Annotated in this window: 18 protein-coding genes and 4 tRNA genes; 18 read left to right on the forward strand and 4 right to left on the reverse strand. The window is 64.2% G+C overall.

The window, feature by feature from the left end; all coding sequences use genetic code 11:
• Window positions 1-3: 3 nt before the first annotated feature.
• Complete coding sequence (locus tag LGR44_RS15880) at window positions 4-897, reverse strand: TrmH family RNA methyltransferase (protein WP_226741687.1); 894 nt, start codon at window positions 895-897, stop codon at window positions 4-6.
• Window positions 898-993: 96 nt separating this feature from the next.
• Between LGR44_RS15880 and LGR44_RS15885 the strand changes: the two genes are divergently transcribed.
• Complete coding sequence (locus LGR44_RS15885; RefSeq protein WP_226741688.1) at window positions 994-1155, forward strand: hypothetical protein; 162 nt, start codon at window positions 994-996, stop codon at window positions 1153-1155.
• Between the two features lie 68 nt (window positions 1156-1223).
• Here the strand turns inward: LGR44_RS15885 and LGR44_RS15890 are convergent.
• Window positions 1224-1299 (reverse strand) — tRNA-Thr (locus LGR44_RS15890).
• A gap of 241 nt (window positions 1300-1540) precedes the next feature.
• On the opposite strand from LGR44_RS15890, the gene LGR44_RS15895 reads away from it, so the two are divergent.
• Window positions 1541-1771 carry a hypothetical protein gene (locus tag LGR44_RS15895; RefSeq protein WP_226741689.1) on the forward strand — a complete coding sequence of 77 codons (231 nt, stop codon included), beginning with the start codon at window positions 1541-1543 and terminating at the stop codon, window positions 1769-1771.
• A 71-nt stretch (window positions 1772-1842) separates the two neighbouring features.
• Here the strand turns inward: LGR44_RS15895 and LGR44_RS15900 are convergent, their stop codons facing one another.
• Both LGR44_RS15900 and LGR44_RS15905 read right to left on the reverse strand, forming a co-directional pair.
• Window positions 1843-3555 (reverse strand): MFS transporter, encoded by a 1713-nt coding sequence (locus LGR44_RS15900; protein ID WP_226741690.1) that lies wholly within the window; start codon window positions 3553-3555, stop codon window positions 1843-1845.
• A 239-nt stretch (window positions 3556-3794) separates the two neighbouring features.
• On the reverse strand, window positions 3795-4619 hold the full coding sequence (locus LGR44_RS15905; protein ID WP_226741691.1) for a TrmH family RNA methyltransferase: 825 nt from the start codon (window positions 4617-4619) through the stop codon (window positions 3795-3797).
• A gap of 187 nt (window positions 4620-4806) precedes the next feature.
• Between LGR44_RS15905 and LGR44_RS15910 the strand changes: the two genes are divergently transcribed.
• The 16 genes from LGR44_RS15910 to tuf (LGR44_RS15985) all read left to right on the forward strand — a co-directional run bounded on the left by LGR44_RS15910 (window position 4807) and on the right by tuf (LGR44_RS15985) (window position 23978).
• Window positions 4807-4891 (forward strand) — tRNA-Tyr (locus LGR44_RS15910).
• A gap of 19 nt (window positions 4892-4910) precedes the next feature.
• Window positions 4911-4984, forward strand: a tRNA-Gly gene (locus LGR44_RS15915).
• A gap of 302 nt (window positions 4985-5286) precedes the next feature.
• Window positions 5287-6477, forward strand: coding sequence for an elongation factor Tu (gene tuf / locus LGR44_RS15920; protein ID WP_226741692.1), 1191 nt, complete (start codon window positions 5287-5289; stop codon window positions 6475-6477).
• Window positions 6478-6520: 43 nt separating this feature from the next.
• Window positions 6521-6597: transfer RNA gene (locus tag LGR44_RS15925), tRNA-Trp, on the forward strand.
• 162 nt (window positions 6598-6759) lie between these two features.
• Entirely contained in the window at window positions 6760-6960 is a 201-nt protein-coding gene (gene secE / locus LGR44_RS15930; protein WP_226741693.1) for a preprotein translocase subunit SecE, read from the forward strand.
• 12 nt (window positions 6961-6972) lie between these two features.
• Window positions 6973-7506 carry a transcription termination/antitermination protein NusG gene (nusG, locus tag LGR44_RS15935; protein ID WP_226741694.1) on the forward strand — a complete coding sequence of 178 codons (534 nt, stop codon included), beginning with the start codon at window positions 6973-6975 and terminating at the stop codon, window positions 7504-7506.
• Between the two features lie 166 nt (window positions 7507-7672).
• The gene (gene rplK, locus LGR44_RS15940) at window positions 7673-8101 is read left to right on the forward strand and encodes a 50S ribosomal protein L11 (RefSeq protein ID WP_226741695.1); all 429 of its coding nucleotides are present in this window, start codon (window positions 7673-7675) and stop codon (window positions 8099-8101) included.
• Between the two features lie 10 nt (window positions 8102-8111).
• Window positions 8112-8813: a 50S ribosomal protein L1 gene (gene rplA / locus LGR44_RS15945; protein WP_226741696.1), complete on the forward strand. Its 702-nt coding sequence runs from the start codon at window positions 8112-8114 to the stop codon at window positions 8811-8813.
• A gap of 745 nt (window positions 8814-9558) precedes the next feature.
• A complete protein-coding gene (gene rplJ / locus LGR44_RS15950; RefSeq protein ID WP_226741697.1) occupies window positions 9559-10077 on the forward strand; it encodes a 50S ribosomal protein L10 in 519 nt (172 codons plus the stop codon).
• A 51-nt stretch (window positions 10078-10128) separates the two neighbouring features.
• Complete coding sequence (gene rplL, locus LGR44_RS15955; protein ID WP_109596488.1) at window positions 10129-10509, forward strand: 50S ribosomal protein L7/L12; 381 nt, start codon at window positions 10129-10131, stop codon at window positions 10507-10509.
• Between the two features lie 249 nt (window positions 10510-10758).
• Entirely contained in the window at window positions 10759-14889 is a 4131-nt protein-coding gene (rpoB, locus tag LGR44_RS15960; RefSeq protein ID WP_226741698.1) for a DNA-directed RNA polymerase subunit beta, read from the forward strand.
• Between the two features lie 112 nt (window positions 14890-15001).
• The gene (gene rpoC, locus LGR44_RS15965; protein WP_226741699.1) at window positions 15002-19180 is read left to right on the forward strand and encodes a DNA-directed RNA polymerase subunit beta'; all 4179 of its coding nucleotides are present in this window, start codon (window positions 15002-15004) and stop codon (window positions 19178-19180) included.
• Window positions 19181-19765: 585 nt separating this feature from the next.
• Entirely contained in the window at window positions 19766-20137 is a 372-nt protein-coding gene (gene rpsL, locus LGR44_RS15970; RefSeq protein ID WP_109596495.1) for a 30S ribosomal protein S12, read from the forward strand.
• A gap of 33 nt (window positions 20138-20170) precedes the next feature.
• Window positions 20171-20641: a 30S ribosomal protein S7 gene (gene rpsG / locus LGR44_RS15975; protein WP_226741700.1), complete on the forward strand. Its 471-nt coding sequence runs from the start codon at window positions 20171-20173 to the stop codon at window positions 20639-20641.
• A 25-nt stretch (window positions 20642-20666) separates the two neighbouring features.
• Window positions 20667-22742, forward strand: a complete 2076-nt coding sequence (gene fusA, locus LGR44_RS15980) for an elongation factor G (RefSeq protein WP_226741701.1) — start codon at window positions 20667-20669, stop codon at window positions 22740-22742.
• A 45-nt stretch (window positions 22743-22787) separates the two neighbouring features.
• Window positions 22788-23978 carry an elongation factor Tu gene (gene tuf / locus LGR44_RS15985; RefSeq protein ID WP_226741692.1) on the forward strand — a complete coding sequence of 397 codons (1191 nt, stop codon included), beginning with the start codon at window positions 22788-22790 and terminating at the stop codon, window positions 23976-23978.

A 23978-nucleotide genomic window follows, 5' to 3' on the forward strand; every position in this document is an offset into this window, starting at 1 on the left:
CTTTCACAAGTCGGCGATCTCGCGGGATTTCAAGCCCTCATCGTCGAGACCGGCTCCCGACAGGTGATGGAGCGCGATGCCGCTGGTCGTCGCCACGTTCAGCGAATCGAAGCCGCCGCTCATGGGAATGGTGACGGTCCGGGTCTGTGCCAGCACGGCATCGGGCAGTCCGGGGCCCTCGGCCCCGAGAAGCAGCGCCGCCCGAGGCATGCGCTTGAGGCTCGCGAGCGTCTCCTGGCCGGAAGGAGTCAGCGAAATCGCTTCGAAGCCAGACCGCAGCAGGGCTTCGACCATGGCGGACGCCGAGGGAACACGGGTGAACGGCACGACGAGAACCCCGCCGACGGAGACACGAATCGCCTTGCGGTAGAGAGGATCGCAGGTCTGCGAATCGAGCAGCACCGCATCGGCGCCGAAAGCCGCCGCATTGCGGAAGATGCCGCCGACATTGTCGTGGTTGGCAAGGCCGACTAGGCCCACGACAAGGGCTTTCGGCGGCAGCCCCGCCAGCAGCTCGTCGACGGCCGGCAGCGGCGCCCGGCGGGCGATGGCCAGGATGCCCCTGTGGATCGGAAATCCCACGATCGCGTCCATGACCTGGCGATTCGCCGTGTAGACCGGAACCTCGGAGGGGAGGGCGGCGAGGGCCTCGGCCAGGCTCTCGACCCGGTTCTCCGCCAGCAGGACCGATTCGAGCTGGAAACGGCGCTGCTTCAGGAGCACCCGCAGCACGACCTCTCCCTCGGCGACGAAGCGGTTCTCCCGCCCGACGAGATCGCGCTCGCGCACTGCGCGGTAGGGTTCGATTCGCGGGTCGTCAGGGTCGGAGATGATGATCGGCATCGGCTTTTTCGCGTTGGAGATCGCCCCGCAACCGTACGGCGGCACCCTCTGCATGACCGCATCCCTGGCGCGGAACAACCACTTTGTATGCCGGTTAGCCCTGCAGAATGTGAGCTCTGCGTTACGCAGATCCTCAGCAGGAGAGGTCTGATGGAAGGTTATTTATGGGCGTTGGTGATCGTGTGCGGGCCGATTCTGCTCGGCGCCGCCATCTTCCTGTTCGGCAAGCGCCGAGGCGGTCTGAGCCGGACCGAACAGAGGGTGTCCGAACAGGGGGCGCGGGAAAACTGGGGGAAGGAAGAGATCCACTGAAGCGGCCCCCAGTGCCGCCAGGACCAAGAGGCGTTCCGGGCTTCCGCCAAGTCGCAGGCTGGCGGGAATGGTGCCGGTTGCGGGACTCGAACTCGCGACCTACCGCTTACAAGGCGGTTGCTCTACCAACTGAGCTAAACCGGCATCGTCCTGTCTGCCTGTTGAGGTATCAGCGCGAGGCACAGGAAGCAAGTTCCCTTCAAATGTAAAAATTAAGTGTCTTTTCGCACCGCAACCATCCTCGAATTCTGGAATTATCTGCACAATGATGATCAAGGAGTTCGGTGATATGGGTGCCCTAAGGGTCTCAAATACAAAGGAGAATCGCTCTCCGGCCGGCAGATGGGGGCTTTTTGCCGCAATCTGCCTGGTAGGAGGCCTTTCCTTGACTGCGGAGCCGGCATTCGCCGCCCGCGGTGCGGATGCCGGCGCTGCCAAGAACGCTCGCGCACAGGTGACCACGCTCGCTTCGAAGGATCTTGCGTCAAAGGATCCGGAGACGACATCGTCGATCACGGAGACCGCGAGCGAGGACCTCAACTGCGCCCGTTCCCGCAAGCGTCTGTGGGTCGAGGGCGAAGGCTGGATCGTGCGCCGGGTCACCACCTGCTACTGAGGTTTCCCGAGCCTCGAAACGAAAAGCCCCGCCTCGCGGCGGGGCTTTCCTTTTGTGGGAGACGGGAAGGCTTACTTCGCCGGGCCCTCGTAGGTCATGATGTCACGATCCTTGGTTTCCGGCACGAAGAGCAGGCCGACCACGAAGGTCACCATGGCGATCACGATCGGATACCAGAGGCCGTAGTAGATGTCGCCGGTGGCCGCCACCATGGCGAAGGCCGTCGGAGGCAGCAGACCGCCGAACCAGCCGTTGGCGATGTGGTAGGGCAGCGACATGGCCGTGTAGCGGATGCGGGTCGGGAAGAACTCGACCAGGGCCGCGGCGATCGGGCCGTACACCATCGTGACGTAGAGCACGAGGATGGTCAGGATCGCGATGGCCTTCAGGGCCTGGGCGCTGCCGAGGGCGCTGAAGAAGCCGCTGAGCTTCAGGATGCTCGAATCGCCCGCCTTCGGATAGCCGGCCTGTGCCGCAGCACTGGCGAAGCCGGTGATGTTGGCCGCGACCGCCGGGGCCAGCGGAGCATCCGTGCCGTTGAAGGTGACCCTCGTCGGCGTGCCGGCCGGAGCTGGAGCAAGCTCGTACTTGATGGCGGCGCGAGCGAGAGCCACGCGGGCCACGTCGCAGGGCGAGGTGAAGTCGCGGATGCCGACCGGGTCGAACACCGAGCCGCAGGTGGCGGGATCGGCGACAACCTGGACCTTCACGGTCTCCAGCGCCTGGGTCATGTTGGGGCTGACGACGTTGGTGAGCATGCCGAACAGCGGGAAGTAGGTGATCGCCGCGATCAGGCAGCCGCCGAGGATGATCGGCTTGCGGCCGACGCGGTCGGACAGGGCGCCGAAGAACACGAAGCCGCCCGTGCCCAGGATCAACGACCAGGCGATCAGCACGTTGGAGGTGAGGAGGTCGACCTTCAGGATGCTCTGGAGGAAGAACAGGGCATAGAACTGACCCGTGTACCACACCACGGCCTGACCGATGGCGAGGCCCACAAGGGCGATGAGCACCATCTTCACGTTCGCCCACTGGCCGAAGGCCTCCTTGAGCGGAGCCTTGGACTGGGTGCCCTCTTCCTTCATCTTCTTGAAGGCCGGCGATTCCTGCATCTGGAGACGAATCCAGACCGAGATGCCGAGAAGCACCACGGAGAGCAGGAACGGAATGCGCCAGCCGGCGATGGCCCAGCCTTCACCCGTCTGGAAGCCGGCTTCGCCCATCCAGGTGCGAAGGGTGAGAATCACCACCAGGGAGAGCAGCAGACCGACGGTCGCCGTGATCTGAATGAAGCTGGTGTAGAAGCCGCGACGCCCGACCGGGGCATGCTCGGCCACGTACACGGCAGCGCCGCCGTACTCGCCGCCCAGCGCCAGGCCCTGGAGCATGCGCAGCGCGATCAGGATCACCGGGGCAATCCAGCCGATCTGGGCATAGCTGGGCAGCAGGCCGACCAGGAAGGTCGAGAAGCCCATGATCAGAATGGTGACCAGGAAGGTGTATTTCCGGCCCACGAGGTCGCCGATGCGGCCGAACACGATGGCGCCGAACGGGCGCACGAGGAAGCCCGCCGCGAAGGCGAGCAGCGCGAACACGTTACGTGTCGTCACGTCGAACGCGGAGAAGAACTGCGCGCCGATGATGGTGGCCAGTGATCCGTAGAGGTAGAAGTCGTACCATTCGAAGACGGTGCCGAGAGAGGAGGCCAGGATGACCTTCTTCTCTTCCCGCGTCATCGGGCGCACGGTGGCGGCCGAATGCGGCGTGGTTGCTGCTGTTGCCATAGGGTTTCCTTCCAATATCGCGTCGCCCGGTCATCCGGGTTCTTGGTCCAGGCCGCTGCCGCGGGTCTGGGCCGAGGTCATCAGGGCCGCACGGGGCGGCCGTGAATCTTGCGCCATGGAAGGCTAGCGCGGGCGCTGCTCGCCACAATTGCCAATTGGTATTTGAGACTTCCGTCTAAGACGCCTCGACAGAAGTGCCGAAGTACCAACCGGCGTAAGAACTTGAAGCCCGGCCCGCTTTACTTTCCCCCGCCGGCCGCGACGGCTTTGGTCACAGCATAGAGCGAGATGGCGGCGGCGTTGGAGACGTTGAGGCTCTTGATTTCCCCAGGCATGTCGAGCCGGCCGATGATATCGCAGCATTCGCGGGTCCTCTGGCGCAGGCCCTTGCCCTCGGAACCCAGCACCAGCACGACCGGGCTGCGGAGCTGCAGCTCGTCGAGATTCGCCTCGCCCGACGAATCGAGTCCGATGCGCTGGAAGCCGCGCTCGCCGAGCGCGATCAGGGAATCGGCCAGGTTGCGCACGATCATGAAGGGGACGTGCTCGAGGCCGCCGGAGGCCGATTTCGCCAGCACCCCCGTCGCGGCCGGGCTGTGGCGGGCCGTGGTGATGATGGCCTCCACCCCGAAGGCGGCCGCCGTGCGGACGATGGCGCCGACATTGTGCGGGTCGGTGATCTGGTCGAGGGCCAGGACCACCCGCTCGCCGCTCAAGGTCTCCAGGGTGGGCGAGGGCAGGGGATCGGCCTCGAGGTAAAGCCCCTGATGGACCGCGTCGGGCTCCACGAGCACACTGATGTCGTGCGGCCGGACGATTTCCGGCTCGATCGGCAGGGGGGCGTTCAACTCCTCGTTCAGCCGCGTTGCCGAGTTTTCCGTCGCCAGCAGGCGCCGGAAGCTGCGCTTTCCGTTCCGAAGGGCCTCCACGACCGGGTGCCACCCGTAGAGGATCGTGGTCTCCACGTCGGAGGAGAAGCGCCTCGGCTGGCTCTCGCGGCGGCCCGGCTTTCCAGAGGGGCGCTGGAATCTCGGCTTTCGGGACTGGAAGGGGCGGTCGCTCATGGGATCCTGATCTCACCTGTTGGATTTCGGCACATAGCACAGGCCACGGACCTTCACGACCCGTCGCTTTCCTTGCGGTTAGGAGTTGACACCGGCTGTGAGGGTCACCATAAGAACGCCCACGGCGCGCCGACGACCTGGCGAACCGTGGACGACCTCGGCGCTCAAGCGCGTCCGGTTGGCTCAAGGGGGAATGTCCCGAGCGGCAAAGGGGGCGGACTGTAAATCCGCTGGCTATGCCTTCGTAGGTTCGAGTCCTACTTCCCCCACCACCAGCCCGATGGTTGAGACGCGGGTGTAGCTCAATGGTAGAGCAGCAGCCTTCCAAGCTGAATACGAGGGTTCGATTCCCTTCACCCGCTCCAACCTCGCTTCCTTCTCCCCACTCTCTCCGACAGTTCCCGATTCAGGCCAAGCTTGCGGCCCAGCGCGCAGGCCGGCCTGCCTGCCTCCGGAAGCGGAGAAATCGGCGGAATGTGCAAGAGACCCCTTGTCGCGGGCGCGGCACTGGTATAGCGAGGGCGCCCAATCGGTTCGATCGGGCCGCGCGCTTGTCACCGATTATATGACTCTTATTCGTAACTGGCTCTTGCGGATCCGATCAAAGAGCCCTAATGGGCGGCAGGTTTGCCGTTCAGGCAATTAGGCGTGTCAAGGACAGTAGGACATGGCGAAGGAAAAGTTTGAGCGCAATAAGCCGCACTGCAACATCGGGACGATTGGTCACGTGGACCATGGCAAGACGTCACTGACGGCGGCGATCACGAAGGTTCTGGCGGAGTCTGGCGGCGCGCAGTTTACGGCGTACGACCAGATCGACAAGGCTCCGGAAGAGAAGGCGCGCGGGATCACGATCTCGACGGCTCACGTGGAGTACGAGACGGCGAACCGCCACTATGCGCACGTGGACTGCCCCGGTCACGCCGACTACGTGAAGAACATGATCACGGGCGCGGCGCAGATGGACGGCGCGATCCTGGTGGTGTCCTCGGCCGACGGCCCGATGCCGCAGACGCGCGAGCACATCCTTCTGGCGCGCCAGGTCGGCGTTCCGGCGCTGGTGGTGTTCATGAACAAGGTCGACATGGTCGACGACGCCGAGCTTCTCGACCTGGTCGAGCTCGAGGTTCGCGAGCTTCTGTCGAAGTACGACTTCCCGGGCGACGACATCCCGATCGTGAAGGGCTCGGCTCTTTGCGCTCTGGAGGACCGCCAGCCTGAGATCGGCCGCGACGCGGTTCTCAAGCTGATGGCCGAGGTCGATGCCTACATCCCGCAGCCGGAGCGTCCGGTGGACCAGCCGTTCCTGATGCCGATCGAAGACGTGTTCTCGATCTCGGGCCGCGGCACGGTAGTGACGGGTCGCGTGGAGCGCGGCATCATCAAGGTCGGCGAGGAAGTGGAGATCGTGGGTCTGCGGGCGACGCAGAAGACGACGGTCACGGGCGTCGAGATGTTCCGCAAGCTGCTCGACCAGGGCCAGGCGGGCGACAACGTGGGCGTTCTTCTGCGCGGCACGAAGCGCGAGGACGTGGAGCGCGGCCAGGTGCTGTGCAAGCCCGGCTCGATCAAGCCGCACACGAAGTTCAAGGCCGAGGCGTACATCCTGACGAAGGAAGAGGGCGGCCGTCATACGCCGTTCTTCGGCAACTACCGTCCGCAGTTCTACTTCCGCACGACGGACGTGACCGGCGTGGTGAAGCTGCCCGAGGGCACCGAGATGGTGATGCCGGGCGACAACATCACCATGGATGTCGAGCTGATCGTGCCGATCGCCATGGAGGAGAAGCTGCGCTTCGCCATCCGTGAGGGCGGCCGCACCGTCGGTGCCGGCGTCGTCGCTCAGGTCATGGATTAATTGAGTTCCAGGTGGCGGTTCGCCGCCACCTGTCGACCGCCGGAGGAGTGTAGCTCAATCGGCTAGAGCACCGGTCTCCAAAACCGGGGGTTGGGGGTTCGAGTCCCTCCACTCCTGCCAGCGGATCGACAAAGCGGGCGTTTTGCGTTAGAGAGCGCCCCGTAATCGTTTAAACAGGCGGCGCGAGGCTTGAAAAACGGCCTCGCGCCCCTTCAATTTGGGCCTGACAGTGCCCACGGAGGACGTCCGCCGCCCTTTCCGGCGAGGTGGATGTTGAGCGAAATGGCGAAAACGAACCCGTTCGATTTCCTGCAGCAGGTCCGCTCGGAAGCTGCCAAGGTCACGTGGCCGACCCGTAAGGAGACCATGATCACGACCGCTATGGTCTTCGTGATGGTCGTCCTCGCCAGCGTGTTCTTCCTCGTGGTCGATCAGGTGATCGGCTGGGGAGTCCGTTCGGTTCTCCTCGGCTTTGGCGGATAAGGGGCGGATGCAATGACGAAGCGTTGGTATATCGTCCACGCCTACTCGAACTTCGAGAACAAGGTCGCCCAGTCGATCAAGGATCAGGCGGCGCAGCGCGGCCTGGAAGACAAGTTCGACGAGGTCATGGTGCCGACCGAGAAGGTCGTCGAGGTGCGCCGCGGCCGCAAGGTCGATACGGAGCGCAAGTTCTTCCCGGGCTATGTCCTGGTGAAGTGCGACCTGACCGACGAGGTCTACCACCTCATCAAGAATACCCCGAAGGTGACCGGCTTCCTGGGCGCCGACAAGTCCAAGCCGGTTCCGATCCCGGATCGCGAGGCCGAGCGCATCAAGGGCCAGGTGGCCGAGGGCGTCGACCATCCGAAGCCGTCCGTCAGCTTCGAAGTGGGCGAGCAGGTCCGGGTTTCCGACGGTCCGTTCGCCTCCTTCAACGGCGTCGTCGAGGAAGTCGACGATGCCCGGGCCCGCCTCAAGGTGGCGGTGTCCATCTTCGGCCGCGCAACACCGGTCGAGCTCGAATACGGTCAGGTCGAAAAGGTCTGACCGGTTGGGCGGCGCGCCCGTCGCGCCGCTCTTGGTCCCCTAGCGGGGCCTTCACCCGCGGGAGGTCTGCCCGGATGCCAGCCGGGACCAGCAGACTGCACCGCGACCTGCAACCGCCATACCGTTCGGCAGGCTCCGAGCGGGTGGTCCATTGGAAAGCAGTCCTATGGCAAAGAAAATCTCGGGCTACGTTAAGCTCCAAGTGCCTGCAGGCGCAGCCAACCCGTCGCCGCCGATCGGCCCGGCGCTCGGTCAGCGCGGCCTGAACATCATGGAATTCTGCAAGGCCTTCAATGCGAAGACCTCGCAGATGGAGAAGGGCACCCCGATCCCGGTGATCATCACCGCGTATCAGGATCGTTCCTTCACCTTCGAAATGAAGCAGCCCCCGGTCTCGTACTTCCTCAAGAAGGCCGCGAAGATCGACAAGGGATCGCAGACTCCCGGCAAGGGCGGAACGGTCGGTCGCGTGACGCAGGACCAGATCCGCGAGATCGCCGAGAAGAAGATGGCCGATCTCAACTGCGACACCGTTGAATCCGCCATGGCCATGATCGAGGGCTCCGCGCGCTCGATGGGCATGGAAGTGGCCTAAGGAGGGTATGATGGCTGTTAAAGAAGGAAAGCGCATCCGCTCTGCCCGCGAAGGCATCGATGCCGCCAAGCTCTACCCGATCCAGGACGCGGTGAAGCTGATCAAGGATCGCGCCAAGGCCAAGTTCGACGAGACCATCGAGGTCTCCATGAACCTCGGCGTCGATCCCCGTCACGCCGACCAGATGGTCCGTGGCGTCTGCAACCTGCCGAACGGCTCGGGCCGTACGGTCCGCGTGGCGGTCTTCGCCCGTGGCGCCAAGGCCGACGAGGCCAAGGCGGCCGGCGCCGACGTGGTCGGAGCCGAGGACCTGTTCGAGACCGTCAACGGCGGCACGATCGACTTCGACCGCTGCATCGCCACCCCGGACATGATGCCGCTCGTCGGCCGTCTCGGTAAGGTGCTGGGCCCGCGCGGCCTGATGCCGAACCCGAAGGTCGGCACGGTGACCATGGACGTGAAGGGTGCCGTCGAGGCCGCCAAGGGCGGCGCGGTCGAGTTCCGCGTCGAGAAGGCCGGTATCGTTCACGCCGGCATCGGCAAGGCCTCGTTCGACGAGGGCAAGCTGGTCGAGAACATCAAGGCGTTCGCTGACGCCGTGGCCAAGGCCAAGCCGGCCGGCGCCAAGGGCACCTACATCCAGCGCGTCGCGATCTCCTCGACGATGGGCCCGGGCGTGAAGGTCGATCCTTCCTCGGTTCTCAACGGCTAAGCGAAGCGTCCTCGCAAGATCTGAAGGCCCGGCAGTTTGCTGCCGGGCCTTTTTCATGCGCCCGGGCACAACGGTGCGTCTTCGGGTCCCTGGGAGCATCGGCGGTGGGCGCCGAAGGGAGGGCGCCCTGAAGGAGCGGCATCTGCATGGGCGGGCCGAGCTTGGCGCCAACCCCGCACCGGCGGCCCATGCCCCGGTGCCGCAGGCTGAATCATACGCCCGGGCCCGGCCCCGAGACCCGGATTGTGCGGCAAGGCCTTGCAAAGCACGTTCTCAAGGCTTAGCTAAGGCTCGTCTCCAAACTTTCCGCAAGGAAAAGTCATGCAATTGCCTCTTGGCTTTTGCATCCAAACGTCTTATGGAGACGCGTTGAGATTCTAAAAATTCGCCGAAGTCCGGTTCTGCTGGTCTTCGGCTGCGAATCCGCTCCGGAAACGGAGCGGTGACAGGCCGGCGGGCCAAGGGTCATCCTTTGGCGCGTTCCGGCTATGTCCTGTCCGAGACTGCAGGTGCCGGCTTGCCCGGTTTAATTCGAGAGGGCCTGCATAGACGGGGAAGCCGAGTTTCTGCTCGTTAACGCGAGCGCGGACTATCGGTTCGAACCATCTCACCCGGTGCGTCTGAAAGGGCGTGATTTGGGGGACAGGGCTTGCGAGAGCGTCGTTCGAGATGCCTCGGGTGCAAGCCTGGGCCTTGAACGACAGGTGCAACCGGCGGAACTTTTCCGCCAACCGGAGAGAGCCCAGTGGAAAGAGCAGCAAAACGCGAGCTCGTCTCGACGCTCAATGACGTGTTCAACACCACGTCAGTGGTCGTCGTCGCCCACTATGCTGGCCTCACGGTCGCCGACATGCAGAAGCTGCGCGCGCAGATGAAGCAGGCCGGTGCCACCGTGAAGGTCGCGAAGAACCGCCTCGCCAAAATCGCTCTCGAAGGCACGGACGTCGCGTCCATCTCGGGCCTCATGAAGGGTCCGACCCTGATCGCTTATTCGAGCGATCCGGTCGCGGCGGCCAAGGTCGCAGTCGATTTCGCCAAGGGTAACGACAAGCTCGTGATCCTCGGCGGCGCAATGGGCGCGACCGCCCTGAACGTGGACGGAGTCAAGGCGCTCGCGACCTTGCCGTCCCTCGACGAACTGCGCGGTACGCTGATCGGCCTTATCCAGGCTCCGGCGACCAAGATCGCTCAGCTCAGCACTGCGCCGGCGGCGAAGCTCGCCCGCGTTTTCGGGGCCTATGCCAAGACAGGCGAAGCGGCGTGAGGCCGTAACCTCAACCATCAAACTGTTCGAACCGAACTTAAGGATCAAAAAATGGCTGATCTTGCCAAGCTCGTTGACGATCTCTCGTCTCTGACCGTTCTTGAAGCTGCCGAGCTCGCGAAGATGCTCGAAGAGAAGTGGGGCGTTTCCGCTGCCGCGGCTGTGGCCGTTGCGGCCGCTCCGGGCGCTGGCGGCGGCGCTGCCGCTGCTGCCGAAGAGCAGACCGAGTTCACGGTCGTTCTCGCCTCTGCCGGCGACAAGAAGATCGAAGTGATTAAGGAAGTCCGCGGCATCACCGGCCTCGGCCTGAAGGAAGCCAAGGACCTCGTCGAAGGCGCTCCGAAGCCCGTCAAGGAAGGCGTGGCCAAGGACGAGGCCGAGAAGATCAAGGCGACCCTCGAGAAGGTCGGCGCCAAGGTCGAGCTCAAGTAATTTCTGCGGCCTCCATGGCCGCGGGGTTGCTCCCGGTGAAAACCGGGGTCTGAAACACACGGTCCCAGGCAGTTTTTGCTTGGGGCCGTTGTGTCGTCAAAGAGCCCGAGAGCGCTTTGGCGGCAGCAGGGGACCGGAAAAGGTCCTGGATTTGTTGGTTTGCTGACGGTTTCACCGTCGGGCGGCTGGTCGAGCCTCCTCCAGCGGGGCGGGATGCACGATCAGCCGTGTATGAGGAACGAGGTCCAGATGGCCAATACACTGATCGGCCGGAAGCGCATTCGCAAGTTCTTCGGGAAAATCAGGGAAGTCGCGGAGATGCCGAACCTTATCGAGGTTCAGAAGGCTTCCTACGACCAATTCCTGATGGTCGAAGAGCCGAAGGGTGGCCGGCCGGAAGAAGGCTTGCAAGCTGTCTTCAAGTCGGTTTTCCCGATTTCGGACTTTTCGAATACTGCCCTGCTCGAGTTCGTGAAGTACACGTTCGAGCCGCCGAAATACGACGTCGACGAGTGCCGTCAGCGGGGTATGACCTTTGCTGCGCCGCTCAAGGTCACCCTGCGCCTGATCGTGTTCGATGTGGACCCGGATACCGGCGCCCGCTCGGTCAAGGACATCAAGGAGCAGGACGTCTACATGGGCGACATGCCGCTCATGACGGACAACGGCACCTTCATCGTCAACGGCACCGAGCGCGTCATCGTCTCCCAGATGCACCGTTCGCCGGGCGTGTTCTTCGACCACGACAAGGGCAAGACCCATTCGTCGGGCAAGCTGCTCTTCGCCGCCCGCATCATCCCCTATCGCGGTTCCTGGCTCGACATCGAGTTCGACGCCAAGGACATCGTCTACGCTCGTATCGACCGCAAGCGTAAGATCCCCGTCACGTCGCTGCTCTATGCCCTGGGCCTCGACGGCGAGGAGATCCTCAACACCTTCTACAACCGCGTTCTCTACAGGCGCGTGAAGGACGGCTGGACCGTTCCCTTCGATGCCGAGCGCATGAAGGGCTTCAAGGCCTCGGTCGACCTCATCGACGCCAAGACGGGCGAAGTGGTGCTCGAGGCCGGCAAGAAGCTGACGGCCCGCGCCGCCCGCCAGCTTGCCGAGAAGGGCCTCACCGAGCTGCGCGCGACGGATGAGGACCTGTACGGCCAGTACATCGCCGAGGACCTCGTCAACGCCAATACCGGCGAGATCTATGCCGAGGCCGGCGACGAGATCAACGAGAAGATGCTGAAGGGTCTGGAAGAGGCCGGTCTCTCCGAGATCCCGGTTCTCGACATCGACCACGTCACCGTCGGCCCGTACATCCGCAACACGCTTGCCATCGACAAGGCTTCCTCCCGCGAGGACGCCCTGTTCGACATCTACCGCGTCATGCGTCCGGGCGAGCCGCCGATCCTCGAGACGGCGGAGGCGATGTTCAACTCGCTCTTCTTCGATCCCGAGCGCTACGATCTCTCGGCCGTGGGCCGCGTGAAGATGAACATGCGTCTCGACCTCGACGCCGAGGACACCGTGCGCACCCTGCGCCGCGAGGACATGATCGCGGTCACCAAGGCGCTCGTGGACCTGCGCGACGGCAAGGGCGAGATCGACGACATCGACCACCTCGGCAACCGCCGCGTCCGTTCGGTCGGCGAGCTCATGGAGAACCAGTACCGCCTGGGCCTCCTGCGCATGGAGCGCGCCATCAAGGAGCGCATGTCCTCGGTCGACATCGACACGGTCATGCCGCAGGACCTCATCAACGCCAAGCCGGCCGCGGCTGCGGTGCGCGAGTTCTTCGGCTCGTCCCAGCTGTCGCAGTTCATGGACCAGACCAACCCGCTCTCCGAGGTCACGCACAAGCGTCGCCTTTCGGCCCTTGGCCCGGGCGGTCTGACCCGCGAGCGTGCCGGCTTCGAGGTGCGCGACGTGCATCCGACGCACTACGGCCGCATCTGCCCGATCGAGACGCCGGAAGGCCCGAACATCGGTCTGATCAACTCCCTGGCCACCTTCGCCCGCGTGAACAAGTACGGCTTCATCGAGACGCCGTTCCGCCGAGTCCGCGACGGCGTGGTGTCGGAAGAGGTCATCTATCTCTCCGCCATGGAAGAGGCCAAGTACAACGTTGCCCAGGCGAACGCCGCCATGGACCCGACCGGCAAGCTGACGGAAGAGCTCGTGATCTGCCGCCGCGCCGGCGACGTCATCGTCGTGGCGCCGGACCGCGTGGATCTGATGGACGTGTCGCCGAAGCAGCTCGTTTCGGTCGCGGCCGCGCTCATCCCGTTCCTCGAGAACGACGACGCGAACCGCGCCCTCATGGGCTCGAACATGCAGCGCCAGGCCGTGCCTCTGGTCCAGGCGGACGCTCCGTTCGTCGGCACCGGCATGGAGGCGGTCGTCGCCCGTGACTCCGGTGCGGCCATCGCGGCCCGCCGGACCGGCATCGTCGACCAGGTGGACGCGACCCGTATCGTTATCCGCGCCACGGAGGAGACCGATCCGACCCGTCCCGGCGTCGACATCTACCGTCTGCAGAAGTTCCAGCGCTCCAACCAGTCGACCTGCATCACGCAGAAGCCGCTGGTGCGCGCCGGCGACGTCGTCCGCAAGGGCGACATCATCGCCGACGGTCCGTCGACGGAGCTCGGCGAGCTGGCGCTCGGCCGCAACGTGCTCGTCGCGTTCATGCCCTGGAACGGCTACAACTTCGAAGACTCGATCCTGCTCTCCGAGCGCATCGTGAAGGACGACGTCTTCACCTCGATCCACATCGAGGAGTTCGAGGTCATGGCCCGCGACACCAAGCTGGGTCCCGAGGAAATCACGCGCGACATTCCGAACGTTTCGGAAGAGGCGCTGAAGAACCTCGACGAAGCCGGCATCGTCTATATCGGCGCCGAGGTCCATGCGGGCGACATCCTTGTCGGCAAGATCACGCCGAAGGGCGAGAGCCCGATGACGCCGGAAGAGAAGCTTCTGCGCGCCATCTTCGGCGAGAAGGCCTCCGACGTCCGCGACACGTCGCTCCGCGTCCCTCCGGGCGTGACCGGCACCATCGTGGAGGTCCGCGTCTTCAACCGTCACGGTGTGGACAAGGACGAGCGTGCGCAGGCCATCGAGCGCGAGGAGATCGAGCGTCTCGCCAAGGACCGCGACGACGAGCAGGCGATCCTCGACCGCAACACCTATGCCCGACTGGCTGAGATCCTGATCGGACAGAGCGCCGTTGCCGGCCCGAAGGGCTTCAAGAAGGACACCAGCGTCACCCGCGATCTCCTCAACGAGTATCCGCGGTCCCAGTGGTGGCAGTTCGCCGTCGACAACGATGCGCGCATGACCGAAATCGAGGCCATGCAGAAGCAGTACGACGAGTCGAAGAAGCGTCTCGAGCAGCGCTTCCTCGACAAGGTCGAGAAGCTGCAGCGCGGCGACGAGCTTCCGCCCGGCGTCATGAAGATGGTCAAGGTCTTCGTGGCCGTGAAGCGCAAGATCCAGCCCGGCGACAAGATGGCCGGCCGCCACGGCAACAAGGGCGTCGTGTCCCGCATCGTCCCGATCGAGGACATGCCGTTCCTCGAGGACGGCACCCATGCGGACATCGTGCTCAACCCGCTGGGCGTGCCGAGCCGCATGAACGTCGGTCAGATCCTCGAGACGCATCTCGGGTGGGCTGCCGCCGGTCTCGGCAAGCAGGTCTCCCAGGCGGTCGACGCCTACATGAGGTCCGGCACGGCCACGGCTCTGCGCGAGCAGCTGGTCTCGATCTACGGCAACCTGCCCGAGATCGAGCAGGCTTCGGACGACGAGCTCGTCGAGCTCGGCAAGAACCTGCGCCGCGGCGTTCCGTTCGCCACGCCCGTCTTCGACGGCGCGAAGGAGTCGGACATCGAGGCGATGCTGGAGAAGGCCGGTCTCGAGACCTCGGGTCAGGTCACGCTCTACGACGGACGTACCGGCGAGCCGTTCGACCGCAAGGTGACGGTGGGCTACATCTATATGCTGAAGCTCCACCACCTCGTGGACGACAAGATCCACGCCCGCTCCATCGGCCCCTACAGCCTCGTTACCCAGCAGCCGCTGGGCGGCAAGGCCCAGTTCGGCGGCCAGCGCTTCGGCGAAATGGAGGTGTGGGCGCTCGAGGCTTACGGCGCGGCCTACACCCTTCAGGAAATGCTCACGGTCAAGTCGGACGACGTGGCAGGCCGTACGAAGGTCTACGAAGCCATCGTTCGTGGCGACGACACCTTCGAGTCGGGCATTCCGGAGAGCTTCAACGTTCTCGTGAAGGAAATGCGGTCGCTCGGCCTCAACGTGGAGCTTACCAACTCCAAGCGTGCCGCCAACGAGCCGGAGCAGCTGCCTCCGTCCGAGGCGGCCGAGTAAGGCGCCAGGCGCCTGAGTTTGAATGATCTGGCCGCGGCGGTTTTAATGCCGCGGCCTCATGCAATTGCCGGCGAGGGTGCTTATCTAGCGCCCTTCAGCCCAGGAGACGGCGATGAATCAAGAGGTCATGAATCTTTTCAATCAAACGGCGCAGCCGCAGAGCTTCGATCAGATCAAGATCTCGATCGCGAGCCCTGAGAAGATTCTGTCCTGGTCTTACGGCGAGATCAAAAAGCCTGAGACCATCAACTACCGCACGTTCAAGCCCGAGCGCGACGGCTTGTTCTGCGCCCGAATCTTCGGCCCGATCAAGGACTACGAGTGCTTGTGCGGCAAGTACAAGCGCATGAAGTACAAGGGCGTCATCTGCGAGAAGTGCGGCGTGGAAGTCACGCTTGCGCGCGTCCGTCGTGACCGCATGGGCCACATCGAGCTGGCCGCGCCGGTCGCGCATATCTGGTTCCTGAAGTCCCTGCCGAGCCGCATCGGTCTGCTGCTCGACATGACGCTCAAGGATCTGGAGCGCATCCTCTATTTCGAATCCTACATCGTCGTTGATGCGGGCCTGTCCCCGCTCAAGGACCGCCAACTGCTGTCCGAGGAGGAGTATCTCCGCGCCCAGGACGAGTACGGCGAGGATTCCTTCACGGCCATGATCGGCGCGGAGGCGATCCGCCGCATCCTCCAGGAACTCGACCTGGAGAAGGTGGCGGCCGACACCCGCGAGGAGATCGCGACCACCACGTCCGAGCTCAAGCCCAAGAAGCTGTTGAAGCGCCTCAAGATCATCGAGGCGTTCATCCAGTCGGGCAACAAGCCCGAATGGATGATCATGACGGTCGTTCCGGTGATCCCGCCGGATCTGCGTCCGCTCGTGCCTCTCGACGGCGGCCGCTTCGCGACCTCGGACCTCAACGATCTCTACCGCCGCGTCATCAACCGCAACAACCGCCTGAAGCGGCTGATCGAGTTGCGCGCGCCGGACATCATCATCCGCAACGAGAAGCGCATGCTTCAGGAGGCGGTGGATGCCCTGTTCGACAACGGCCGCCGCGGCCGCGTCATCACGGGCGCCAACAAGCGTCCGCTGAAGTCGCTCGCCGACATGCTGAAGGGCAAGCAGGGCCGTTTCCGCCAGAACCTGCTCGGCAAGCGCGTCGACTATTCCGGCCGTTCGGTCATCGTGGTCGGTCCGGAGCTCAAGCTCCATCAGTGCGGCCTGCCGAAGAAGATGGCGCTCGAGCTCTTCAAGCCGTTCATCTACGCCAAGCTCGACGCCCGCGGCCTGTCCGCCACCGTCAAGCAGGCGAAGAAGCTCGTCGAGAAGGAGAAGCCCGAGGTCTGGGACATCCTGGACGAGGTCATCCGCGAGCACCCGGTTCTGCTGAACCGTGCGCCGACCCTGCACCGTCTCGGCATTCAGGCCTTCGAGCCCACCCTCATCGAGGGCAAGGCGATCCAGCTGCACCCGCTCGTCTGCGCCGCGTTCAACGCGGACTTCGACGGCGACCAGATGGCGGTCCACGTGCCGCTTTCGCTCGAGGCGCAGCTTGAAGCCCGCGTCCTCATGATGTCGACGAACAACATCCTGCACCCGGCCAACGGTCAGCCGATCATCGTGCCGTCGCAGGACATCGTTCTGGGCCTCTACTACCTCTCGATCGTCTCCGACGGCGAGCCGGGTCAGGGCAAGGCCTTCGCCGACATGGGCGAGATCGAGCACGCGCTGCACGAGAAGGTCATCACCCTCCACTCCAAGATCCGCTACCGCTGGGAAGGTCTCGGCGAGGACGGCCAGCCGGTCTCCAAGGTCTACGAGACCACTGCCGGACGCGTCATGCTCTCGCGCCTCCTGCCGAAGCACCCGATGCTCCCCTACGACGTCGTGAACAAGCTCATGACGAAGAAGGAGATCTCCAACATGATCGATGCCGTCTACCGGCATTGCGGTCAGAAGGAGTCGGTGATCTTCTGCGACCGCATCATGGCGCTCGGGTTCTACAATGCGTTCAAGGCCGGCATCTCGTTCGGCAAGGACGACATGGTCATCCCCGAGAACAAGTGGCAGATCGTCGAGGAGACCCGTGCCCTCGCGAAGGACTACGAGCAGCAGTACCAGGACGGCCTGATCACTCAGGGCGAGAAGTACAACAAGGTCGTCGACGCCTGGGCGAAGTGCTCGGATCGCCTCGCCGGCGAGATGATGAACCGCATCTCGGCCGTGAAGAAGGACGATTCCGGCCGCGACAAGCCGGTCAACGCGATCTACATGATGTCCCACTCGGGCGCCCGTGGTTCGCCGGCCCAGATGAAGCAGCTCGCGGCGATGCGCGGCCTCATGGCCAAGCCGTCGGGCGAGATCATCGAGACGCCGATCATCTCGAACTTCAAGGAAGGCCTGAACGTGCTCGAGTACTTCAACTCGACGCACGGTGCCCGTAAGGGTCTGGCCGATACGGCGCTCAAGACCGCCAACTCCGGTTACCTGACCCGTCGTCTCGTCGACGTGGCCCAGGATGCGGTCATCCGCGAGCCGGATTGCGGCACCGAGAAGGGCATCCGCATGCGGGCCATCATCGACGCCGGCCAGGTGGTCGCGTCGCTGGCTTCCCGCATCCTGGGCCGTTCCACGGCCGAGGACCTGGTCGCCCAGGACGGCAGCATCATCGTTCCGAAGGGCACGATGATCGAGGAGCAGCATCTGGAAGCCATCGGCGCTGCCGGCATCCAGGAGGTCAAGATCCGTTCCGTGCTCGTCTGCGAGTCGAAGAACGGCGTCTGCGCCACCTGCTACGGCCGCGACCTGGCCCGGGGTACTCCGGTCAACCACGGCGAGGCTGTCGGCGTCATCGCCGCTCAGTCCATCGGCGAGCCGGGCACCCAGCTCACCATGCGCACCTTCCACATCGGCGGTGCGGCCCAGATTGCCGACTCGTCCTTCTTCGAGTCGAGCTTCGAGGGCGTCGTCAGCTTCCGCAACAAGAACATCGCACGGAACTCGGACGGCGATCTCGTGGTCATGGGCCGTAACGTGGCCATCGTCATCAGCGGGCCGGACGGCACCGAGCGGGCGGTTCACCGCCTGCAGTACGGTTCGCGCCTGAAGGTGGACGAGGGCGACACGATCAAGCGCGGCCAGCGCATCGCGGAGTGGGACCCCTATTCCCGTCCGATCCTCACGGAGATGGACGGCGTGGTGGGTTACGAGGACCTCGTCGACGGCGCCTCGATGATCGAGACCATGGACGAGTCCACCGGCATCGCGAAGCGCGTCGTGATCGACTGGCGCGGCTCGGCCCGCACGGCCGATCTGCGTCCGGCGGTCATCATCGAGGGCAAGGGCGGCAAGGTTGCCAAGCTGGCCCGCGGCGGCGACGCCCGCTATCTCCTGCCGGTCGACGCGATCCTCGCGGTCGATCCCGGCTCGAAGGTGAAGGCAGGCGACGTTCTGGCCCGTGTTTCGACCGAGAGCGCCAAGACCCGCGACATCACGGGCGGTCTGCCGCGCGTGGCGGAGCTGTTCGAGGCCCGTCGTCCGAAGGATGCGGCCATCATTGCGGAGAAGTCCGGCACGATTCAGTTCGGCCGCGACTACAAGAACAAGCGTCGCCTGACGCTGAACCCGCACGATGGCTCGGAGCCGGTGGAGTACCTGATCCCGAAGGGCAAGCACATCCACCTGCAGGACGGCGACGTGGTCGAGATCGGCGACTTCATCGTGGACGGCAACCCGGCCCCGCACGACATCCTTGCGATCAAGGGCGTCGAGGAGCTGGCCGCCTACCTGGTGAACGAGATCCAGGAGGTCTATCGCCTCCAGGGCGTGCTCATCAACGACAAGCACATCGAGGTGATCGTTCGCCAGATGCTGCAGAAGGTCGAGATCACCGACGGCGGCGATTCCGATCTCCTCAGCGGCGAGCAGGTCGACCGCCTCGAGCTGGAGGAGATCAACGAGCGCCTCGTGGCCGAGAAGAAGAAGCCCGCCGAAGGCGTGCCGGTTCTGCTGGGCATCACCAAAGCCTCGCTGCAGACCCGCTCCTTCATCTCGGCGGCGTCCTTCCAGGAGACCACCCGCGTCCTCACCGAGGCGGCGGTCAACGGCAAGGTCGACACCCTCGAGGGCCTCAAGGAGAACGTCATCGTCGGCAGCCTCATCCCGGCCGGCACCGGTGCGCTCAACGCTCAGATCAAGGCCATCGCGCAGCACCGCGACGACCTGATCCTCCAGCAGAAGCGCGCCGAGTCCCAGGCCCAGGTGAGCGAACTGCCTCCCGCTGCGGCAGAGTAACCGCCCAGCCAAAAGCAAGCTCGAAAAGGCCGCCCCTGGGCGGCCTTTTCTTTTCTCCCGACGTGCCGTAACGGCAGGACAAGACAGGGCAGCGCGGACTAAGTCGCACCCTGCCGAATCTGCCAAGCTCCAGCCGATGCCGACGACAGGGCCGTCCCTTGCGACGACCCTTCGATGCTCCCAGATCGGGACCAACGGCTCTCGAACCCATGCCGCCAAGCCTCGTTTCGGCTCCCGAGAGGGCCAAACGTAAGGGAAGTCTAAAAAGTGTTGACTTTCCCCGACTCGGGCGCTAGAGAGACCGGACTTTCCGGCTGGCCGTAGGTTTTCGCCAGTCGAAGCGCCGAGCTTCGACCGATGCCACCTAAACGCTGCCGAACTCAACCTTGACTGACACAAGTCAGATTAGGGCATGACCGCGGTCTCGATATCGTGGTCCTCTGCAACCGCACCGCGCCAAGGGCCTTCCAAAGCCAATGGCGTGGCTTCGTTTTGTGCAGGCTTAGCAGTCTGCCAGGGCGGCGCTCAACCGTTGAAGACACTCGAAAAGGCCACCTGGCGGTGGCTGGTGAAAGAGGGCACAGGATGCCAACGATCAGTCAGCTGATCCGCAAGCCGCGGACGGCGCAAAAGAGCCGGAATAAGGTTCCCGCGCTTGAGGCCTGCCCGCAGAAGCGGGGCGTGTGCACGCGCGTCTACACGACGACCCCGAAGAAGCCGAACTCGGCTCTCCGTAAGGTCGCCAAGGTTCGTCTGACCAATGGCTATGAAGTCATCGGTTACATCCCCGGTGAGGGTCACAACCTTCAAGAGCACTCCGTGGTCATGATCCGCGGCGGCCGCGTGAAGGACCTTCCCGGTGTTCGCTATCACATCCTCCGCGGTGTTCTCGACACCCAGGGCGTGAAGAATCGTAAGCAGCGTCGTTCGAAGTACGGCGCGAAGCGGCCGAAGTAAGCCGTCAACCGTTATTGAGGTCGGAGTCAGCTCATGTCCCGCCGCCACAGCGCCGAAAAGCGTGAGATTATCCCGGATCCGAAGTTCGGGGATATCGTCGTCACCAAGTTCATGAACTCCATCATGTACGACGGCAAGAAGTCTGCTGCCGAGCGCATCGTCTACGGTGCGTTCGACGTCATCGAGAGCCGCGCCAAGTCCAACCCGCTCGAAGTGTTCAAGCAGGCGCTCGACAACGTCGCTCCGGCGATCGAAGTCCGCTCCCGCCGCGTCGGCGGTGCGACCTACCAGGTTCCGGTGGAAGTCCGCGCCGAGCGTCGCCAGGCGCTGGCGATCCGCTGGATCATCCAGGCTGCCCGCGGCCGCAACGACAAGACCATGGTCGACCGGCTCTCCGCCGAGCTGCTCGATGCCTCGAACAACCGGGGTAACGCCGTCAAGAAGCGTGAGGACACCCACCGGATGGCCGAAGCCAACCGCGCGTTCTCGCACTATCGCTGGTAACGGCTGGACCTTCAGGAGTTAAGCGATGCCCCGCACGCACGCAATTGAGGACTACCGCAACTTCGGCATCATGGCCCACATCGATGCCGGCAAGACGACGACGACCGAGCGTATCCTTTACTACACCGGCAAGTCGCACAAGATCGGTGAAGTCCATGAAGGCGCTGCCACCATGGATTGGATGGAGCAGGAGCAGGAGCGTGGCATCACGATCACCTCTGCTGCGACCACCTGCTTCTGGAACGGCAAGCGTCTGAACATCATCGACACCCCCGGCCACGTCGACTTCACCATCGAAGTCGAGCGCTCGCTGCGCGTGCTCGACGGCGCCGTCTGCGTTCTGGACGGTAACCAGGGCGTGGAGCCTCAGACCGAGACCGTCTGGCGCCAGGCCGACAAGTACGACGTTCCGCGCATCGTGTTCGTCAACAAGATGGACAAGACCGGCGCTAACTTCTTCAACTGCGTCGACGACATCGTGAAGCGCGTCGCCGGCAAGCCCGTCTGCCTCCAGCTGCCGATCGGCGCCGAGAGCGACTTCCAGGGCGTGATCGACCTCATCAAGATGAAGGCGATCGTCTGGTCCGGAGAGTCCCTGGGCGCCAAGTTCGACGAAGTCGAGATCCCGGCCGACCTGAAGGACCAGGCTGCCGAGTACCGCGCCAAGCTGGTCGAAGCGGCTGTCGAGATGGACGACGAGGCCATGGTTGCCTACCTCGAGGGCCAGGAGCCCGACGAGGCGACCCTGCGCCGCCTGGTCCGTACGGCGGTTCAGCGTCGCGCCTTCCATCCGGTGCTGTGCGGCTCGGCCTTCAAGAACAAGGGCGTTCAGCCGCTCCTCGATGCCGTCGTGGACTTCCTGCCGTCCCCGGCAGACCGCGAAGCCATCCAGGGCATCGACTTCAAGACCGAGGAGGAGACCATCCGCCGTCCGACGGACGAGGAAGCGTTCTCCATGCTCGCCTTCAAGATCATGGACGACCCCTTCGTCGGAACCATCACCTTCTGCCGCGTCTACTCGGGCAAGGTCGAGGCTGGTGCGAACCTCCTCAACTCGACCCGCGACAAGAAGGAGCGCGTCGGCCGCATGCTTCTCATGCATGCGAACAACCGCGAGGACATCAAGGAAGCCTATGCGGGCGACATCGTCGCTCTCGCGGGCCTCAAGGAAGTCCGTACCGGCGACACGCTGTGCGATCCGGCCAAGCCGGTGATCCTCGAGCGCATGGAGTTCCCTGAGCCCGTCATCGAGATCGCCATCGAGCCGAAGTCGAAGGCCGACCAGGAGAAGCTGGGCCTGGCGCTCGCGAAGCTCGCAGCCGAGGATCCGTCCTTCCGCGTCTCCACCGACCAGGAGTCGGGACAGACGATCCTGAAGGGCATGGGCGAACTGCACCTCGACATCAAGGTCGACATCCTGAAGCGCACCTACAAGGTCGATGCCAACATCGGCGCTCCGCAGGTGGCTTACCGCGAGACGATCTCGAAGAAGGCCGAGGTGGACTACACCCACAAGAAGCAGACCGGCGGTACGGGCCAGTTCGCCCGCGTCAAGCTCGTGGTTCAGCCGAACGAACAGGGCGCCGGTTTCGCCTTCGAGTCGAAGATCGTCGGCGGCGCGGTGCCGAAGGAGTACATCCCCGGCGTCGAAAAGGGTCTGCAGTCGGTAATCGGCGCGGGTGTCGTGGCCGGGTTCCCGGTGGTCGACGTCAAGGTCGAGCTCATCGACGGCGCCTTCCACGAGGTGGACTCGTCGGCTCTGGCCTTCGAAATCGCATCCCGTGCGGCCATGCGTGAGGCTCTCCAGAAGGGCGGTTCCGTCCTCCTCGAGCCGGTCATGAAGGTCGAGGTGACGACCCCCGAGGACTACACCGGTTCCGTGATCGGTGACCTCAACTCCCGTCGTGGCCAGATCCAGGGTCAGGACATGCGCGGCAACGCCGTGGTCATCAACGCGATGGTCCCGCTCGCCAACATGTTCGGCTACGTGAACACGCTCCGCGGCATGAGCCAGGGGCGCGCGAGCTACACGATGCAGTTCGACCACTACGAGCAGGTGCCGTCGAACGTGGCTGCCGAGGTTCAGGCGAAATACGCCTGAACCCACTAAAGCGAAATTTTAGAATTTAAAGGAACGGGTGCCACGATGGCGAAGGAAAAGTTTGAGCGCAATAAGCCGCACTGCAACATCGGGACGATTGGTCACGTGGACCATGGCAAGACGTCACTGACGGCGGCGATCACGAAGGTTCTGGCGGAGTCTGGCGGCGCGCAGTTTACGGCGTACGACCAGATCGACAAGGCTCCGGAAGAGAAGGCGCGCGGGATCACGATCTCGACGGCTCACGTGGAGTACGAGACGGCGAACCGCCACTATGCGCACGTGGACTGCCCCGGTCACGCCGACTACGTGAAGAACATGATCACGGGCGCGGCGCAGATGGACGGCGCGATCCTGGTGGTGTCCTCGGCCGACGGCCCGATGCCGCAGACGCGCGAGCACATCCTTCTGGCGCGCCAGGTCGGCGTTCCGGCGCTGGTGGTGTTCATGAACAAGGTCGACATGGTCGACGACGCCGAGCTTCTCGACCTGGTCGAGCTCGAGGTTCGCGAGCTTCTGTCGAAGTACGACTTCCCGGGCGACGACATCCCGATCGTGAAGGGCTCGGCTCTTTGCGCTCTGGAGGACCGCCAGCCTGAGATCGGCCGCGACGCGGTTCTCAAGCTGATGGCCGAGGTCGATGCCTACATCCCGCAGCCGGAGCGTCCGGTGGACCAGCCGTTCCTGATGCCGATCGAAGACGTGTTCTCGATCTCGGGCCGCGGCACGGTAGTGACGGGTCGCGTGGAGCGCGGCATCATCAAGGTCGGCGAGGAAGTGGAGATCGTGGGTCTGCGGGCGACGCAGAAGACGACGGTCACGGGCGTCGAGATGTTCCGCAAGCTGCTCGACCAGGGCCAGGCGGGCGACAACGTGGGCGTTCTTCTGCGCGGCACGAAGCGCGAGGACGTGGAGCGCGGCCAGGTGCTGTGCAAGCCCGGCTCGATCAAGCCGCACACGAAGTTCAAGGCCGAGGCGTACATCCTGACGAAGGAAGAGGGCGGCCGTCATACGCCGTTCTTCGGCAACTACCGTCCGCAGTTCTACTTCCGCACGACGGACGTGACCGGCGTGGTGAAGCTGCCCGAGGGCACCGAGATGGTGATGCCGGGCGACAACATCACCATGGATGTCGAGCTGATCGTGCCGATCGCCATGGAGGAGAAGCTGCGCTTCGCCATCCGTGAGGGCGGCCGCACCGTCGGTGCCGGCGTCGTCGCTCAGGTCATGGATTAA

This window comes from Microvirga lenta (assembly GCF_020532555.1).
GTDB classification, from domain to species: Bacteria; Pseudomonadota; Alphaproteobacteria; order Rhizobiales; family Beijerinckiaceae; genus Microvirga; species Microvirga lenta.